General features: G+C 38.2%; 16 protein-coding genes. 9 read left to right on the forward strand and 7 right to left on the reverse strand.

Annotation, left to right across the window (positions count from 1 at the left end):
- Positions 1–197 precede the first annotated feature (197 nt).
- The 5 genes from J2Y67_RS18280 to J2Y67_RS18300 all read right to left on the reverse strand — a co-directional run bounded on the left by J2Y67_RS18280 (position 198) and on the right by J2Y67_RS18300 (position 5643).
- The gene (locus J2Y67_RS18280) at positions 198–1550 is read right to left on the reverse strand and encodes a hemolysin family protein (RefSeq protein ID WP_310176293.1); all 1353 of its coding nucleotides are present in this window, start codon (positions 1548–1550) and stop codon (positions 198–200) included.
- A 61-nt stretch (positions 1551–1611) separates the two neighbouring features.
- Positions 1612–2040: a MerR family transcriptional regulator gene (locus tag J2Y67_RS18285; RefSeq protein ID WP_310176294.1), complete on the reverse strand. Its 429-nt coding sequence runs from the start codon at positions 2038–2040 to the stop codon at positions 1612–1614.
- Between the two features lie 158 nt (positions 2041–2198).
- On the reverse strand, positions 2199–3506 hold the full coding sequence (locus J2Y67_RS18290) for a hemolysin family protein (RefSeq protein WP_310176406.1): 1308 nt from the start codon (positions 3504–3506) through the stop codon (positions 2199–2201).
- 193 nt (positions 3507–3699) lie between these two features.
- On the reverse strand, positions 3700–4242 hold the full coding sequence (locus tag J2Y67_RS18295; protein WP_310176295.1) for a GNAT family N-acetyltransferase: 543 nt from the start codon (positions 4240–4242) through the stop codon (positions 3700–3702).
- A 270-nt stretch (positions 4243–4512) separates the two neighbouring features.
- The gene (locus tag J2Y67_RS18300) at positions 4513–5643 is read right to left on the reverse strand and encodes a histidine kinase N-terminal domain-containing protein (RefSeq protein ID WP_310176296.1); all 1131 of its coding nucleotides are present in this window, start codon (positions 5641–5643) and stop codon (positions 4513–4515) included.
- A 353-nt stretch (positions 5644–5996) separates the two neighbouring features.
- Between J2Y67_RS18300 and J2Y67_RS18305 the strand changes: the two genes are divergently transcribed.
- The 7 genes from J2Y67_RS18305 (at position 5997) to J2Y67_RS18335 (ending at position 15272) form a co-directional block, all read left to right on the forward strand.
- Entirely contained in the window at positions 5997–6221 is a 225-nt protein-coding gene (locus tag J2Y67_RS18305; protein ID WP_310176297.1) for a FeoA family protein, read from the forward strand.
- The gene (gene feoB / locus J2Y67_RS18310) at positions 6221–8224 is read left to right on the forward strand and encodes a ferrous iron transport protein B (RefSeq protein ID WP_310176298.1); all 2004 of its coding nucleotides are present in this window, start codon (positions 6221–6223) and stop codon (positions 8222–8224) included. The genes J2Y67_RS18305 and feoB overlap by 1 nt, the downstream gene beginning before the upstream one ends.
- A 21-nt stretch (positions 8225–8245) precedes the next feature.
- Positions 8246–8401, forward strand: a complete 156-nt coding sequence (locus J2Y67_RS18315; RefSeq protein WP_310176299.1) for a FeoB-associated Cys-rich membrane protein — start codon at positions 8246–8248, stop codon at positions 8399–8401.
- Positions 8402–8505: 104 nt separating this feature from the next.
- A complete protein-coding gene (locus J2Y67_RS18320; RefSeq protein WP_310176300.1) occupies positions 8506–8964 on the forward strand; it encodes a helix-turn-helix transcriptional regulator in 459 nt (152 codons plus the stop codon).
- 109 nt (positions 8965–9073) lie between these two features.
- Positions 9074–11113 carry a transglycosylase domain-containing protein gene (locus J2Y67_RS18325; protein ID WP_310176301.1) on the forward strand — a complete coding sequence of 680 codons (2040 nt, stop codon included), beginning with the start codon at positions 9074–9076 and terminating at the stop codon, positions 11111–11113.
- 389 nt (positions 11114–11502) lie between these two features.
- Complete coding sequence (locus J2Y67_RS18330; protein WP_310176302.1) at positions 11503–13260, forward strand: ABC transporter ATP-binding protein; 1758 nt, start codon at positions 11503–11505, stop codon at positions 13258–13260.
- Positions 13257–15272: an ABC transporter ATP-binding protein gene (locus tag J2Y67_RS18335; RefSeq protein ID WP_310176303.1), complete on the forward strand. Its 2016-nt coding sequence runs from the start codon at positions 13257–13259 to the stop codon at positions 15270–15272. The genes J2Y67_RS18330 and J2Y67_RS18335 overlap by 4 nt, the downstream gene beginning before the upstream one ends.
- A 272-nt stretch (positions 15273–15544) precedes the next feature.
- Here J2Y67_RS18335 and J2Y67_RS18340 read toward each other — a convergent pair whose 3' ends face one another.
- A complete protein-coding gene (locus tag J2Y67_RS18340; protein ID WP_310176304.1) occupies positions 15545–16168 on the reverse strand; it encodes an NAD(P)-dependent oxidoreductase in 624 nt (207 codons plus the stop codon).
- Between the two features lie 314 nt (positions 16169–16482).
- Here J2Y67_RS18340 and fumC point away from each other — a divergent pair, with 314 nt between their 5' ends.
- The gene (gene fumC / locus J2Y67_RS18345) at positions 16483–17862 is read left to right on the forward strand and encodes a class II fumarate hydratase (protein WP_310176305.1); all 1380 of its coding nucleotides are present in this window, start codon (positions 16483–16485) and stop codon (positions 17860–17862) included.
- 88 nt (positions 17863–17950) lie between these two features.
- On the opposite strand, the gene J2Y67_RS18350 is transcribed toward fumC, so the two are convergent.
- Entirely contained in the window at positions 17951–18160 is a 210-nt protein-coding gene (locus J2Y67_RS18350) for an alpha/beta-type small acid-soluble spore protein (RefSeq protein ID WP_026574432.1), read from the reverse strand.
- A gap of 338 nt (positions 18161–18498) precedes the next feature.
- Here J2Y67_RS18350 and J2Y67_RS18355 point away from each other — a divergent pair, with 338 nt between their 5' ends.
- Positions 18499–18651 (forward strand): hypothetical protein, encoded by a 153-nt coding sequence (locus J2Y67_RS18355; RefSeq protein ID WP_310176307.1) that lies wholly within the window; start codon positions 18499–18501, stop codon positions 18649–18651.
- The last annotated feature ends 14 nt before the right edge of the window (positions 18652–18665 follow it).

Here is an 18665-nt window from a genome sequence, read left to right on the forward strand (position 1 = left end):
CATTCCTTGACAGTGCACCCTCAATCAACTACCATGTAAGCCGCTGAAGAAGGTGGTTAATTTTATACTGTCTACTTGACAGGGATATGTTCAAAAAACATGCCCGGTTTTTCTAATCTATTTGGTGTATCCGGTTACATTTTTAAGCATTTTAACAACAAAACAGACCATTGAACTAGGTCTGTTTTGTTGTTTGATTAAGATAGTACTTCTGATTTGGATAATGCAATTTTTTGGATAGTCTGTTCACCATCACTCGCATTTTTCATTACTTCAATATATTTAATATGATGCTCTTCCATATCAAGGATTTTAAAGGTATAAGCTTCATGAAGAATCGAGTCGCCTTCTTTGGCTTCGTAGTTTTCAGTGAGAATCCAGCCGCCAATGGTATCGACATCTTCATCTTCAATTTCGACTCCCAATAAGTCATTTACCTCGCTGACTAAAACCTTTGAATCTATAATATAATGATTCTCATTAATTTTACGGACCATCGGAATTTCGTCCATATCCGTTTCATCGCGAATTTCGCCGACAATTTCTTCAAGGATATCTTCAACGGTGACAAGTCCGGAGGTTCCGCCATATTCATCCATTAAAATGGCCATGTGCATCCGGTCTTTTTGCATTTTTACAAGCAAATCATGAATAGGAATAGTCTCGATAACGCGAATAATTGGACGAATAAATTGTTCCAATGTTTGAGTGGAAGGTTTTTCATTTCCGATCAAATCCGTTGTCATTTCTTTAATATTCACAAGTCCAATAATATGATCTTTATCCCCATCAATAATCGGATACCTGGTGAATTTTTCTTCCCGTAAAACCTGGAGAAATGTTTCTAAGGTATCATCCTTGGACAAAGATACAATTTCAGTTCTCGGAACCATAATTTCTTTAGCAATCCGATTATCAAATTCAAAAATTTTATTTACATACTTAAACTCAGATTGGTTAATTTCACCACTTTTATAGCTTTCAGATAAGATAATTCGAAGTTCTTCCTCCGTGTGAGCAATCTCATTTTCGGAAACAGGCTTTAAGCCAAATAGGCGGGCGGTAACTCGAGCTGATCCATTTAATGCCCAGATGATGGGAAACATCACTTTATAAAATAGGATAAGTGGGCGAGCTGTAGCCAACGAAATCATCTCAGCTTTTTGGATGGCTAATGTTTTTGGTGCGAGTTCCCCGATTACAACATGCAAAAAGGTAATGGCTGCAAAAGCAATACCGATTGACAGTACATGGGTGACGCTTTCTGCAACATGCAATCCAAGGAATATTGGACGCAGGATTCTTTCAATGGTCGATTCCCCAAGCCAACCTAAACCTAGAGCGGTTATAGTAATACCCAATTGGCATGCAGACAGATATTCATCAAGATTCGAGATTACCTTTTTGGCTGAAATTGCCCTAGAATTACCTTCTTCAATCAATTGATCGATTCTTGTGCTTCGAATTTTCACAATTGCAAACTCTGAAGCTACAAAAAAAGCCGTCAAAGCAATTAAAATGGCTATAATAACCAAGTTAAATATGTCCAAATAATTTCCCTTAGCTCGTTTTTAGACGAGTAAGGAGTCACCTCCCAATTTTATACAAAAATTAATTTGTTACATTCAAAAGAGATTTCATTAATGTTGCTCTCAATAAACTAAGATTATTGGTTAATTTTTCTCTTTGCTGATCATCCAATTTTTCCAAAAGCGGAAGAAGATCAAATAAATCACTATGAAGTTGTTTCATTTGCTTTGTAACCGATTTTACGTAATGTTCAACTTCTGCATCAATAATTTTCTCTTTCTTGATATCTAGCTTTCTTCTAATCTCGTCTAATGGAAAATGCAAACTCTTACATTCCTCGATAAACTGTAAGTCCTGTAATGACTCTTCGGTGTATATACGGTAATTGGATTTTGAACGTTTAGCACTCAAAAGACCAATTGAAGTATAGTAGTCAATGGTCCTTTTTGATACTTTGGCTCTTTCTGCTAGTTCCCCGATACGATAGACAGCCCCATCATACCACCTCAATCATTTTTAAAATTAACAATAATTATAAATAAATTAAACCATACAGTCAAACGTTTCGGTTGCAAAACTGGTTGATACTATCATTTTATGGTAAAAAGTTAAATATATGAACGGTTGAATCAAAATATTCAAATAATTTATGTAGCAATGACGCCTTCCTATTCAGAAGGCGCTTTTGTCTTCGATACATCAATATAAAGGATATGATGACCCTCGATTTCGTTTATTTGGAAGATGAATCCATCCTTTTCGATGGAATCTCCTTTATGTACATCAAATTTTCGAGTTAAAAACCAGCCGCCGATGGTATCAACGTCCTCTTCTTCAAGCGTTGTCCCTAATAAATCATTTACTTCACTAATAAGAACCTTTCCATCTAAAATAAAATGATCTTCATCCTTTTTCTGGATTAAAGGAAGTTCATCGATATCGAATTCATCACGAATCTCCCCAACAATTTCTTCAAGGATATCTTCAACGGTCACAATGCCCGCGGTTCCTCCATACTCATCCGATAGTACCGCCATGTGGGATTGACTTTTTTGCAGTTTCACTAATAATTCTTGGATGGGAATAGTTTCAATCACATGAATAACCGGTTTTAAATAGGTCATTAAGGGTTCCTGTTCATTGCATTTTTGTTGGATACAATCCGTCAAAACCTCTTTAATATTAACAATTCCGTAAATATTATCTTTGTCTCCATCAATTACAGGGTACCGAGTATATTTTTCTTCCTTAACCGTTGCAATAATGTCTTCCATCGTTGCATCTTTTGACAGGACAATAATTTCTGTTCTAGGTACCATAATTTCTTTGGCAATTCGATTGTCAAATTCAAAAATTTTATTTACATAACGGTATTCCGACTGATTAATTTCGCCGCTTTCATAGCTTTGAGAAAGAATCATTCGTAATTCCTCTTCCGAAAGAACCATGTCATTCTCAGAAACCGGTTTTATCCCAAAGAGCCCGCTTACCAATCGTGCGGAACGATTAAGAATCCAAATAAAAGGATACATCAGCCGGTAAAACCAAATGAGTAGGGGGGCAAAAAGTAAGATAACTTCCTCTGATTTCTGAATGGCTATCGTTTTTGGTGCTAATTCCCCAATGACTACATTAAAAAAAGTAATAATTAAAAAGGCGATGATAAAAGATATGACTTCTTTTAGGGAAAAAGGCAGTTCAATACTATTAAAAACGGGTTCTAAAATTTTTCGAATGGTTGGCTCCCCAAGCCGGCCCAAGACTAATGACGTGATGGTAATTCCTACCTGGGTGGCAGATAAATATCCATCTAAATTCGTAATAACCTTTTTGGCAAGTTTTGCTTCTTTTTTTCCCTCAGATATTAATTGGTCAATTCTTGTTGTCCGGACATTAATCATGGCAAATTCCGAAGAAACAAAAAATGCTGTAAATGCAATAAGTATTGCGATAATCACTACATTCATCCAAACCATTGAACACCTTACATGCGGTAAGGCAGCCACCTCACTTACAATTTACTCTTGTATACATTATATCCTCTATTTGGATTTTCTACTTGACAACGGTTAAGAAACATTAATTATATTATTTCAAAAAAAGGTTTTAAGGGCAAATTAAAAGAACAGCCGTCAAGTCGGCAGCTGTTCTTAAAACATTTTCAGATTCTTATCCCACCCATTCCCTGGCAAGTTTACTATAAATAAAGAGATCATGGAAACGTCCGTATAATTGCTCTCCATCTCTGATGATTCCTTCTTTTACAAAGCCAAGTCTTTCAGGAATGGCACGGCTTTTTGTGTTTTTAATGCCACAGCGGATTTCTACCCGATTTAAACCTAATTGGAAAAAGGCATAATTTAACATGGCACGGACTGAGCGGGTAATGATGCCATATCCTTCCGCGTTTTTGGCAAGATAATATCCAATGCTGGTAAAGCGATTGTGCCAATCGATTTGCTGCAGACCAATTGAGCCAACGAGTTCACCCTTATATAGAATCCCGGCATATAGACCATTATTTTCAGCAAATTGCTGGAGCCAGATGGGAATAATTTGTTCGAATTGAAAGGAAGATGTCATGCTGTCCACCCATGGCAACCATTCTCTTAGATGTTCACGGTTCTCTTCCACCAACTGAAAAAGCTTTAACGAATGATGAGACTGAAATAATTGAATCTCAATATCATGATCTACCTTTAATGTAAACATGTCTTCTTCTCCTGATTTTTTAGTACATCATATGCAGGAAAGAAAATTTGGGATATAAAAATCCCAGTGCTTTGACTGGGATTTTAACAAAGGCTATTTTCGCATAGATTGTTGTTTTTCGTATAAGTTCATCAACCCGTATAACTATATGCTTCGTGGCATCTTTTCGTATGAATATTTGCGAAAATTGCCTACAAACTTAGTAAATGAACCTTATTAAGCTCCAAAAGCAACAAAGTTTACGAAAAGAGCCTTAACAAGTATGGTCAATTAATTTTCCACATTAATAGGTAAGGTAATGGAAAAAGTCGTAACTTCAGGTGAGGAATAGCAGGATAAACTACCTTTATGCTTTTCAATAATTTCCTTACATACAAATAGACCAAGCCCTGTACCAAGCGTCTTTGTGGTGAAAAAAGGTTCGAAAATGGTCTTTTGCAGCTCAGACGGTATCATAGGTCCGTTATTGGAAATGGTCACTTTAACAAACCTGTTATTTTCGACAGAACTATTAATGGAAATCGTTGGCTGTGCACGTCGGTGATGATTAAGGACATCGATGGCATTAAAGATAATATTGATAAAAACCTGCCGAATCTCATCCGAATAGCCAATAAGGGTTAAATCCTCATGTAAATCGTTTTTAATTTTGACTTTGCTATCGAGAATACTTGGGTAAAGAAAATTTAAAACATCTTCAATCAATTTATTTAGCTTAAAATACTCCTTATCCTTTCCGATAATTTCCTTTTTTGATAATAGCAAGAATTGGGAAATCCGGAAATTCAATTGATCTAACTCGCTGGAGATAATATCTAAATAACGCATATTTGGAAAATCAGCCTTTAATAATTGAATAAACCCTTGAATGGATGTAAGCGGGTTTCGAAACTCGTGAATAAAGCTGGATGTCATTTGTCCAAGGAGGGTCAAACGGTCCTGGTGGGTGGAATCAATAAACTTCGTCTTTTCTTCAATAATTTGATTTTTTGCCTCCGAATAATGGGAAGCAGCAAAAAAAATAAACTTATCGAAGCAAAAATTGATTTCATTGATGGATTCTTGTAAATCCGGCCACTCCAAGCCTGTTTTTCCTAAATTACTATACAAAACGGAACGGCCAAGGTTCACATTGTAGACAAAATCTCCAATGTTTGCATCTGCATTTACTCTTTCCTCAGAAACCTCAATGGCCAGCTTATGAATCATTTCGATAAGCTTCTCTTCGGTCAGTTCGTTTATATTAACAATTACATTGAATAGTGCTTCCCCATTAGCACGGATTTTCATCTTATAGGGGTCCCCATTCGAAATAATAATTAACTTTTCCCATTCCTCTATCAAACTCTCTTTGTTTTTAACAAAAAAGGCGAGTAAATCTGACTTTACTTCAGATAACATGCTGAACTTTCCCCCTAAGGTCTTAATACCAAATAATTCGCTGATAAAGGGGAAAATTCCTTTTTGAAAGAGACTGAAAATTTTTTTCAAACTTTTGTCACATTTTTTTAATGCAGATAGGCTTATTTTAGTGATAAAATAACCTCATAAATAAAGATAATCATTCTCAATTAACAAAAAGAAAAGCGGAAGCGCCTTGGTCAGCCCCGACAAGCACAAGACGAGCCGGCCGAAAGGTTGTTCTTTAACCTTTTGGACGGATTGGCTTGTGACCTAGAGGGGCTAGGCGCTGAAGCTGGACAATTCTTGAAGCCGAAAATATTCTTTCTTAATTCTATAAAAGGGTGATATACATGTTTGGGTTATTAAAAGCAGGGGATAAAGGAAAAATTATTGATGTTTCACATGTTGGTCACCTTGTCCGAAGACGCTTGCTTGATTTGGGAATTACAGAAGGCTCTGAAGTTTGTGTCAAATGCATAATGCCATTCGGCGGACCCATTATGATTGAATCATGCGGTCAGTGTATTGGTATTCGCCGCAGGGAAGCCAATCAGATTGAGGTGGAAAAATTATAATGGAAATTGCTCTTATTGGGAACCCAAATACCGGGAAAACCTCATTGTTTAATAATCTAACAGGATCCTATGAGTATGTAGGGAACTGGAGCGGGGTAACGGTTGAAAAAAAGGTTGGGGTTTTTAAAAAAAATATTGGCAGATTAATAGATTTACCGGGTGTTTATACGTTAAATCCCCTTTCAAAGGATGAAGGGGTCGTTACCTCTTTCTTTTTAAACGAACCAGTGGATCGCTTGCTTAATATTTTAGATGCCTCTCAATTAGAAAGAAATTTACATCTAACGCTTCAATTGCTTGAATTTGAAAAACCTGCCCTCATTGGTCTAAATATGATTGATGTTGCAAAAAATCGCGGCATCCAAATAGACGTGCACAAGCTTTCAGAAATTCTTGGGGTACCTGTTGTTCCTGTAGTAGCAAGAAGCGGAAAGGGGTGCGACCGGCTAGTTGAAGTGATTGGAACAGAATCCGTCCAGTCAAAGCAAAAAAATCTAGTTTTTTACGGGGATGTAATCGAAACAGCCATTACCGAGCTGACTGCAGAAATGACAGGGAAAACGGAACATTCACCACGATGGCTTGCCTTGCAATGGTTGGAAGGAAATGAATATGTAAAAACTTACCTATCACAACTGGTAAGCTCTAAAAGGCTGCAAGAGATTTTAACAAATGTGGAGTCACAGCTTTTACAAAATCTTGATGTTAAATCACTTCCAAACTATATTTATTTAAAAAGAAAAGAAGTAATCGAGAAAATCATTTCGACTGCCGTTAATAAAAATGAGGCGCATGTTCCACTTTCCGAAAAAGTCGACCGGATCGTCACCAATCGATTTTTGGGAATGCCTATCTTTTTGCTGCTGATGTACTGCATGTTTATGTTAACGTTTGATTGGCTCGGAACACCTTTATCAGATGGACTGGATGCCTTAATAACAGGCCCGGTTACGGTCGGAATTGAAAAGGTTTTAAACCTTATTCATGCATCCACTTTTATCCAGGATTTAATTTTGCAAGGGCTAGTTGCCGGCGTTGGCGGCGTTCTTGTGTTTGTTCCGCAAATTTTTATTCTCTTTTTCTTTATATCCTTGTTGGAAGACTCCGGGTATATGGCACGTGTTGCCCTTGTAATGGACAGGATTATGGAGTCAGTGGGATTAAACGGTAAAGCTTTTATCCCTATGATGATTGGATTTGGCTGCAATGTACCGGGAATCATGGCAGCGAGAACGATTGAAACACCACGCGAGAGGCTTTTAACCATCTTGTTGACACCATTAATGTCTTGTTCGGCCCGGTTGCCTGTTTATGCTTTATTCGTTGGCGGCTTTTTCGTTGGAAATAAAGCCCTGATTGTTCTTAGTCTCTATGTACTTGGGATTGTGGTGGCATTAATTTTAGCGAAGCTGTTTTCCTCTACCATATTAAAATCGGAAACTTCGTTATTTGTGATCGAGCTTCCGCCTTATCGCCTTCCTCAATTTCAATCCTTATGGAGGAGTACTTGGGATAAAGGGAAGGGATTTGTTCGGAAAGCCGGCACCTTTATTTTTGGAGGTTCTGTTTTTATTTGGCTATTATCCTACGCAGGCCCAGGCGGGTTAAAAGTAGATATGGATCATAGCTTTTTAGCGGCAATCGGAAATGTAATTGCTCCATTACTACAACCGATTGGATTTGGAACATGGCAGGCGGCAGCATCGTTAATTACAGGATTTTTGGCAAAAGAAGCGATTATCTCAACCATGAATATTATCTATTTCGTTCCTGAGAATGCTACCTTACAAGGCCTGTTATCCAATTATTTCACGCCGCTTTCCGCTTATAGCTTTATGGTGTTTATCCTGCTTTATATTCCATGTTTAGCGACTGTTGCTACAATCTTTAAAGAAACAGGCTCTAAGAAATGGACTGCTTTCTCGATGGTTTATGCCTTAACCATTGCCTATGTGTTAGCGGTAATCGTTTATCAGGGCGGAAAATTATTCGGACTTGTCTAAACTTATGTAGGGGTGGAAAATATGATAGCCAGTATCGTTATTGGTGCAGCAATATTTGGATATGCCTCATGGGCGGTAGTCAAATTTATTAATAAATCGAAAAAGGGAAAATGCGCCGCATGCGATCTTCGAAAATCGTGCACAAGCGGATGCGGAACCCCTCCGGAAATGAAATAATTCTTGTAAAAAACTGTTATCAAGAATGATAGCAGTTTTTTACTTTTAAAAGTGGGCAAACTTGTGTAAAATTGCACTAGAATCCACCGAAGGAAGGGTTTCAAGTGACCAGGGAAGATATTATAAAACTAGTTTCTGAAAAACTCCGTTTGATTCGTACGGAAGCGGGTTATACTCAGGACAAAATGGCTGAAATCATTGGTGTGTCCAAGAAAACACTGGTTCAAATTGAAAAGGGCAGAGTTCTAGCCAACTGGTCAACAGTAGTAGCCATTTGCGCTCTATTTAGGGAAACGGAAACAGTTCAATTTTTATTCGGGAATGAACCGCTTGAAGTGCTGGAGACGGTAGCGCGAGAAGGAATTGATTTCCGAAAAATGAAAACTTTAGGCGGTCGTATTTGGTGGAGGCTTGTTTCAAAGAAAAATGGATTTATCCTTCAACAAAATATTCTAAGTAAGCATTTTCGCATATTAGATTCAAAGAATTATCGAATCTTTAGCAGCTTTGATGAAAAACGGTCAAGACAGCGTTTTAAAGAATTGACTAAAAACAATGAATAGGATGAAGTTTAAAGGCGGGCGCTCCCCGTCTTTTTTGTTTTATGATTAAATTTCGGAAAAACTGGGGAAAAGAAAATAATGCCATTTTTTTAACATCAAGGAGCTAATAATGAGAATTCAAGATATTTGGAAGAATTGGAAACGATGGCATATGAGTCAAGTGACGGTATTATCCGTTTCTACGATTGTTCTCGGCATTTTTGGATTTTTGCATTTCTATGTAAAAGACCTTGATATATCGTCTCTTAAAGATGAACTGCCACAACCGACCATTTTTTACGACCGCAATAATCAAGTAGCAAGTAAAATATCAGCTAATAAAAATGAAGGGGTTTCGATTAAACAAATTCCTAAATCGATGAAAAATGCGGCAGTGGCCATTGAGGACCATCGATTTTATCAGCATCATGGGGTTGATTTGATCGGTACTTCAAGAGCATTGGTCCGTGATTTAAAAGCGGGTGGGCTAGTAGAAGGCGGGAGTACCATCACCCAGCAATTAACGAAAAATACGCTGCTCACCTCAAAAAAGACATTGAAACGAAAGATAGAGGAAGTTTTCTTAGCACTCAAAATTGAGAGGGAATATTCCAAACCGGAAATCCTTCAAATGTACTTGAACAAAATTTATTTTGGAGAGGGAGCTTGGGGAATTAAAGAGGCAGCGGCTAAATATTTTGCTAAGGATGTAAAGGATCTTACCATCAGCGAGTCAGCCTTACTTGCTGGTTTAATCCGATCCCCTTCCGCATTAAATCCTTATGAGCATATAGAAAAAGCAATAAAAAGACGAAATCTTGTTTTGGATGAAATGAAAAAACAAGGATATCTTTCTAATCGTCAATTTTTACAAGCAAAAAAAGAAAAGGTTGTGTTAAATGATAAAGGCGGTGATCCGTTCCGAGGAAAATATCCTTACTATGTGGATCAGGTTTTAGATGAAGCAATAAAGGTTTATGGCCTCTCACAGGATGAATTATTAACAGAAGGGTATCAAATATATACAGAACTTGACCCAACCATGCAAATAGCAATGGAAAAAGCCTATCAAAATGATGCATTATTTCCGAATGGTCATGATCCGCTCCTGCAAAGCGGTGGCGTATTGGTGGCTCCAAAGACGGGGGGAATTCGGGCTCTTGTTGGAGGAAGAGGGGAACATACATTTCGAGGTTATAACCGTGCCTCACAATTAATGGCACAACCTGGTTCATCGATTAAGCCCATTGCGGTCTATACCCCTGCCCTTGAAGAAGGCTGGAAAGTCACTGACATGTTAAAAGATGAACCAATGAAGTTTGGTGATTATTCACCGAAGAATTACGATTTCAAATATGCCGGTGAGGTCCCAATGTATGATGCGCTGAAAGATTCTAAAAATGTTCCTGCCGTTTGGTTATTAAATGAAATTGGAATTGATAAAGGGATTGAATCAATTAAAAGATTTGGGCTCCCATTAGAAAAAAATGACCGCAGTCTTTCCATTGCTCTTGGAGGATTGGAAAGAGGGGTATCGCCGATGGCTATGGCAGAAGCGTACACGGTTTTTGCCAATAATGGATACAGGGAAAAAACACATGTTATTAGAAAAATTGTTAATGCGGATGGAAAAACGATTGGACAGTGGAAAGAAAAAAAGAATAGGGTGACAACCAAATCGGTAACCGATCAGATGACAACCATGCTTCTAGGTGTCGTGGAACTAGGTTCAGGCCGGGGCGCCCAAATACCGGGAAGGGAAGTTGCCGGTAAAACCGGTTCTACTCAAGTGCCGATTAAAGGAATATCGGGAGTGAAGGACCAATGGTTTGTTGGTTATACCCCACAGCTCGTGGGGGCCATTTGGGTTGGATATGATAAAACAGATGAGAATCACTATTTAACAACAACAAGCGGTACGGGTGCGGCGATTGTTTTTCGTGAAGTGATGAAAGAGGCTCTAATCTATGCACCTGTTGAAAGCTTTCATGTTCCGCATATCTCTTCTTACATTGAAGAGAGAAAACAGGAAGAAAATAACTTCTTTCAGCAGTTTCATAATGAGGTGAATAAGTGGGAAGAAAAATGGAATCACCTTCTGAGATTATTGCCTATGGAACTGCTGTCTGGGCTGAAATATTCTGAAGAATGGGAATTGACTTTTGAATAAACTGGTGATAATCTAACAAAAGAAGAAAAAAAAGGAAAAAGGAGGGTTACAAAATGAACATGATTGTAGGGAATAAAATGTTAGGAAAAAATAAATATTTTAATGTAACCTGTCCGAATAGGCTCTTTATTTGATTCTTTCCTTTCAAAGAATTTTTTAAGAACAACACAGGTTACGTTTCTTAACCGATTCGTAATGTGTGTTTTTTTGTCTCTTTTTTAATGAGGCATACTGCACCAATGCGGTGTGGTATGTCTCTTTTTATTTTTAATGAAAAAATACGAGGAGGAACTGGTGATGATTAAATTTGGAGGAATTAGACTTGCTAATAACAAAGATGAGCTCGATGGCGGATAGATGGTTGAACAACCAAAAGGAGGAATACAACAATGTTTTCAGTGTTAAAAAAATTAAGCTGGTTTTTTAAAGAAAACTGGAAAAGGTATACAATAGCGATCTTTCTGTTAATATTTGTGGGGATCTTGGATGTCCTTCCGCCAAAATTAATTGGAATGGCTATTGATGATATTCATTTCGGTGAAATGAGTAAACATAAAATTTTGCAATACTTAGAAATACTATTGGTGATCATGGTTTCGTCTTATGGAATCACCTACGTGTGGCAGTATCAATTATTTGGGGGTGCCTTCCTTGTAGAAAGAAAACTAAGATCAAAGTTTATGAGGCATCTCTTAAAAATGACTCCGGCATTTTATGAAAACAATCGTACTGGAGACTTGATGGCCCGGGCAACAAATGACTTAAAAGCCATCTCTATTACAGCAGGTTTTGGGATTCTTACTTTGGTAGATTCTAGTGCTTGGATGCTCACCCTTCTTCTTACTATGGGTTTTTTCATCAGTTGGAAATTAACATTGGCTGCGATTATTCCGTTACCGGTTATGGCGGTGCTAATGCAGATTTATGGAAAAAGAATACACACCCGTTTTATGGAAGCTCAGGACGCCTTCGGTGAGTTAAATGACCGTGTACTCGAATCCGTTGCCGGTGTCAGAGTTATTCGTGCCTATGTACAGGAAAAAGCGGATGCAGCCAGATTCCATCAATTAACCGAAGATGTTTTTCATAAAAATATTAAAGTAGCAAAGATTGATTCCTTATTTGATCCGACCATCAAGGTTCTTGTTGGAATCAGTTATTTAATCGGAATTGGATATGGAGCTTATTTAGTGTTCCATCAGGCTATTACATTGGGAGGACTTGTATCCTTTAACGTATATCTGGGAATGTTGATCTGGCCGATGTTTGCCATTGGTGAGTTAATTAATGTGATGCAAAGAGGAAATGCGTCACTTGACCGGGTAAATGAGACTCTTTCTTACCGTGAAGAGGTAGAAAATCCGCTTCAGCCAATGGAGGTTCCTACAGCAGACTCACTTCATTATAAACAGGTAAACTTCCGTTATCCTTCATCCAAAATGGATAACCTGCAAAATATCAATCTACAATTGCTTCAAGGTCAAACACTTGGAATTGTTGGAAAAACCGGCAGCGGCAAAACGACGTTTATTAAACAGCTGTTAAGACAATATCCATTAGGGACAGGAGATTTATTTATTTCCGGGGCTCCAATAGAAGAATTGAGTTTATCTCAAGTTCGTAATTGGATTGGGTATGTTCCACAGGATCATGTTCTATTTTCTAGAAGTGTAAAAGAGAATATTTTATTCGGCAATAAAGAAGCAAGTGAAATGGATTTAGAGGAAGCGATTGAGCTTGCGGCTTTTCGAAAGGATTTGCAAATGCTTCCGGAGGGGTTGAATACACTTGTCGGCGAAAAAGGGGTTGCTCTTTCGGGAGGGCAGAAACAAAGAATCTCGATTGCCAGAGCGCTGATTAAAAAACCGGAAATTCTTATTCTCGACGATTCCTTATCAGCGGTGGATGCCAAAACGGAGAAAAGAATTATTGAGAATATCCGTAAGGTACGACAGGATAAAACAACGATTATTACCACCCACCGGATGTCAGCTGTACAGCATGCGGACCATATCCTTGTCCTGGATGAAGGGAGAATCATAGAAGAAGGATCACACAACCAGCTCATGGAGCAAAACGGCTGGTATAAGGAACAATTCATTCGCCAGCAAGTTGAAAATAAAGCCGAAGAGGGGGTGTCAGCATGACAACGGGTAAAAGATTAATCCAATATGCACTTTCGTATAAAAAAATCATCGCTGCAGCCCTATTGATGCTGACTATTTCCGTGGCGGCAGACTTGGCGGGTCCGTTTATTGCGAAGAATATTATTGATCAACATATATTGGGAATCGAATCGGATTGGTATGAAACCACTAATGGAAAAATGGCGGTAAATTATCACGAAAAATATTATAAACGAGAAAAGTATTTTTCAGACGGTGAACAAAAAGGGAAACATGTCCGCATTCTTCAGATTGGCTCAAAATTTGTATTTATCGAACAAAAGCTTGATTTCGATGGAAAAAGAAGTTTTCAGAATGGAATCTTAACCGTTAAAAAAGGGAATGAAAAGGCAGAATACAAGGCTGAAATTCTTAAAGGCCGTGAATTGCTTGCCTTTTATCAGCCTGAAGTCCTAGGAATTTTCCAATTAATCCTCATTTATTTCGGATTATTGGTGGTATCAGCCCTATTTCAATACGGTGAAAAATTTTTCCTGCAAAAATCAGCCAACCGCATTATTCAAAAAATGCGTGAGGATGTGTATGGGCATATTCAGCGGCTGTCCATTCAATATTTTGATAACCTTCCGGCTGGAAAAGTGGTGGCCCGAATTACCAATGATACGGAAGCAATCCGCGAGCTTTATGTAACAGTTCTAGCGACATTTTTCACTAGCGCCATTTATATTACCGGAATCTATATTGCCTTGTTTATTCTAAATGTGAAGCTTGCTGCGATTTGTCTGTTGTTATTACCAATTTTATATGCCTGGATGCTGGTTTATCGAAAATTTGCATCGAAATATAATCGGGTGATTCGCTCAAGAAATAGTGATATTAATGCAATGGTCAATGAATCGATTTCGGGAATGAGTATTATTCAAGCGTTTAACAGGGAAAACGATACACAAGCTGATTTTGAAAAATTAAACCAGGAACATTTTAAATTTCAAAACAAATTGTTAAGTTTAAATGCACTCACTTCCCATAACCTTGTGGGGATTTTAAGAAATCTTGTGTTTGTCGCTTTTATCTGGTACTTTGGCGGGCAGTCCCTGGCACCTTCTGCGGTCATCTCCCTAGGGATGCTGTACGCGTTTGTTGACTACGTAAACCGGTTATTCCAGCCTGTCCAAGGGATTGTGAATCAATTGGCGAATTTGGAGCAAGCATTAGTTGCCGGAGAACGCGTATTTAAGCTCATGGATGAACCGGGGGAAAATGTCAGTGACGAACGAATCCCAAGGTTTAGAGGAAACGTTAAGTTTGATCACGTTTCTTTCGGCTACAAAGAAGGGGAATATGTCCTAAAAGATATTACTTTTGAAGCAAATCACGGAGAAACGGTAGCGCTCGTTGGACATACGGGGTCAGGAAAGAGTTCGATAATGAATTTGCTGTTCCGTTTCTATGATTGCCAAAAAGGGAAGATCACCATTGATGGAAAGGATATTGAAAGTATTCCACGGCAAACGATTCGAAATCATATGGGGATTGTTTTGCAGGATCCGTATTTATTTACAGGGACCATTGCCTCCAATGTAAGCCTGGATGACCCAGGAATTTCAAGGGAAAAAGTGGAGAAAGCCTTAAAGGATGTAGGCGCTGAAAAGGTGTTTAGGAATTTAGAGAATGGCTATGATGAACCTGTCATTGAGAAAGGCAGTACGTTATCTAGCGGTCAGCGTCAGTTAATCTCCTTTGCCCGTGCGCTTGCATTTAATCCGGCTATTTTGATTTTAGATGAAGCGACATCCAGTATTGACACGGAAACAGAAGCTTTGATACAAGAAGCGATGGACGTTTTGAAAAAAGGGAGAACCACCTTTATCATCGCTCATCGACTTTCAACGATTCGAAATGCGGATCAAATTCTTGTTTTAGATAGGGGAAAGATTGTCGAGCAAGGCTCTCATGAGGTTTTAATGGCGTTAAAAGGAAAATATTATCAAATGTACCAGCTCCAAAAGGGTGGAGGGGAGCTTGCGGGATAGTGATTAGGGGGGCTAAAATCGATTTGATTCAGCCCCTTTTTCTTGGGCTCCTATGAATAGTGTGATGCTTTTTTGATTCGCAAATAAAACTCAATAGATCGCAAATAAAGGGTTTTAATTCGCAAATAAAACTAGTCAACTCGCAAATAAACAACATAGATTCGCAAATAAAATCCGAAAATTCACATTGAAGTGTAATTTTTCACTTAAAATGCTCTCCTAAAGAGATTTATTTTGTTTTAAAAACATCGAAATTAAGGAAAAACAGTATTCTAATAAGTCAACCCCACCCGAAATCCTACAAATTCATCCCTAAACAATTGCTGATACGCAAAATCACCCGTATCAAAAACAGAAATAGAAGAAGGATTTCCCGGAAGAATATCTTTTTCATAGCGGTATTGACCGATTCTTTCCCCAAGCGGCAAATGAGTAGGGCAGACAATGGTCCAATCAAGCCCGGATTCTTTCAAAATGAGATATGCACGCAAATGCTCCTCTGCATCCCGAGTTGTCTTTCGTTTAGATTCCTTTGATTGAAAGCGATAAAGATGTGGTGCTGAACGAGCTTGTAGAATACCAGCCGTGCCAATGGTTACGATTCGTTTAATCCCTTCATTCTTCATATTTTTAATAATCAGCGGCATGGATTCAGAAAGCGTAGCAGTGCCGTCCGTATTCAAAGCACTAACAACTACATCCGCACCTTTCATCGCCATTAAGATTTTAATCTCGTCTAAAGCATTCCCCTCGATAATGGAAAGATGGGAATCGCTCTTTAAAGATATTTTATTTGGATCTCTTACCAGTGCTTTTACATCATGTTTCTCTGATAGAGCGTTATCTAAAATAATTGATCCCACTCTCCCTGTTGCTCCCAAAAGGCAAATGTTCACAAAAAATTCACTTCCTTAGCCGTATATTGTTGATATTTATCACAGGGTTACTTCACTTCCTATGATAACTTAAAATTGTTTAAGTATATTTATAAGGAGGGACATTTGATGTCTGAATATTCAGTTGTGCTTACAATCGGAAGTTTTTTAATCCTATCCTATTATATTATATATACCATCGTGAAAGCATAAGGCTGCAGACAAAATGTCTGCAGTTTTTTTTTGAAACTTACCTCACCTAAAAACACATTTATAAATAAAATGGATAAGATTGGGAATATATATGTAGAGACAAAAATTGTGAGGTGGGTTTTTTGAAAAAATTCAGAATTGAAAAGGACACTCTAGGAGAGGTCCAAGTGCCTGCAGATAAGTTATGGGGGGCACAAACACAACGGAGCAAGGAAAATTTTAAAATTGGAAAAGAAAAAATTCCATTAGAAATGGTTTATGCTTTAACCTACATAAAAAAAGCAGCAGCAATGGTCAACGGACAGCTTGGCAAATTGAATGAAATCAAAACAGAAGCTATCACAGGTGTATGCGATGAAATCCTAAACGGGAAATATGATGAGCACTTTCCTCTTGCCGTCTGGCAGACAGGAAGCGGTACGCAAACCAATATGAATGTAAATGAGGTAATCGCCAACCGGGCAAATGAAACGCTTGAAAGTCAGGGAAAAGCCGAGAAAATACATCCCAATGATGATGTAAACATGTCACAAAGTTCAAACGATACCTTTCCAACTGCAATGCATCTTGCTGCTTATAAAAAATTAATCGAGCACCTAATCCCTTCTCTAAAGGAACTTAAAGACACACTGAAGGAAAAAGAGAATGCCTTTAAGGGATTAGTCAAAATCGGGAGAACACATCTTCAGGATGCAACACCTTTAACAGTGGGCCAGGAAATCAGCGGCTGGAGAGCAATGCTTGAAAAAAATGAGAAAATGATTACAGATGCCTGTAATTATTTACTTGATCTTGCTATTGGTGGAACTGCAGTAGGAACGGGCATTAATGCGCATCCGGAGTTTGGCGTAAAAATGGCTGAAAAAATTTCAGAGCTGACAGGACATCCCTTTCGTTCCTCGGAAAATAAATTCCAGGCTTTAACCAGTCATGATGAAATTGTTTTTGTACATGGATCTTTAAAAGCACTTGCAGCCGATTTAATGAAAATAGCTAATGATGTAAGATGGCTTGCCAGCGGGCCAAGAAGCGGCATCGGTGAAATCATGATTCCGGCAAATGAACCGGGAAGTTCCATTATGCCAGGTAAAGTCAACCCTACTCAAAGTGAAGCCTTAACAATGGTCGCGTGCCAAATTTTTGGGAATGATGCCGCGATTGGCTTTGCCGCAAGCCAAGGGAATTTTGAATTAAATGTGTTCAAACCAATGATTATCTTTGATTTAATTCAGTCCATTACATTACTTTCTGACGGAATGCGCTCGTTTAATGAAAACTGTGCAAAAGGAATAGAGGCAAATGTAGAGGTAATCAAGCAGCACGTTGAAAATTCATTAATGCTTGTCACAGCCTTAAATCCGTATATCGGCTACGAAAAAGCCGCAGAAATAGCGAAACGGGCATTTAAAGAAAATACAACCCTAAAAGAAGCTGCCGAGAAAACAGGTTATGTTTCACCGGAACAATTTGACGAATGGATTAAACCTGAAAAAATGGTGTAATATAGGAAGCACTTAACATGAAAGCCCCCTCTTCGAAAGAGGGGGCTTAGCCATATTATTTATTTTTATTTACCCATTTACCTTTAAATTAACGGTTGAATGCGCCGCCGCCAAGCTGAGATTCAGCCATTGCAACAAGACGTTTTGTGATTTCTCCTCCAACAGATCCATTTGCACGAGAAGTAGTATCTGCACCAAGATTTACGCCAAACTCTGATGCAATTTCATACTTCATTTGATCAAGTGCTTGTTGAACGCCTGGTACTAAAAGTTGATTAGAGTTGTTGTTACTTGCCATAGTTGAATAACACTCCTCTTAATTAATTTGGGGTCAGTATGGAATTGAACCATAATGGTTGAACCATTGCCTCCTTGGCCTAACCCACGCTAGAAATGTTTCTCTGTGTTTGTGTGTTGCTTTGTATTCTCTATTATGTTTAAAAATAAAGTGCTTATGCGGATGATTCGTTGGTAATTTATTCCACTATTTTTGTTTTCTAAAAAGAGCAAACTAAAGCCATCTTATAAACTTAAAGGGTGAGAGCTATGTCAGTGTGCCCGGTATGTAATGGATTGCGGGAAGTATACTTACTATGCACGAATTGTGGAAATCCTATGTTGGAAAGTGGAAGACTGATGGATTTTTATGATGATTACAGTCCCTATATGGAAATTGATTTAATGAAAATGGAAGATGGATATCACGATACCTATTCAGGGAATAAATGCCCTCATCTTTATCGCTGTCCATCCTGTTTGGCCGATACAGTTGTATTCATAAAAGAATAAGCCCGTCTAAAACG

Origin of the sequence: Neobacillus niacini, assembly GCF_031456445.1 — a bacterium.
Lineage (GTDB): Bacteria > Bacillota > Bacilli > Bacillales > Cytobacillaceae > Neobacillus > Neobacillus niacini_I.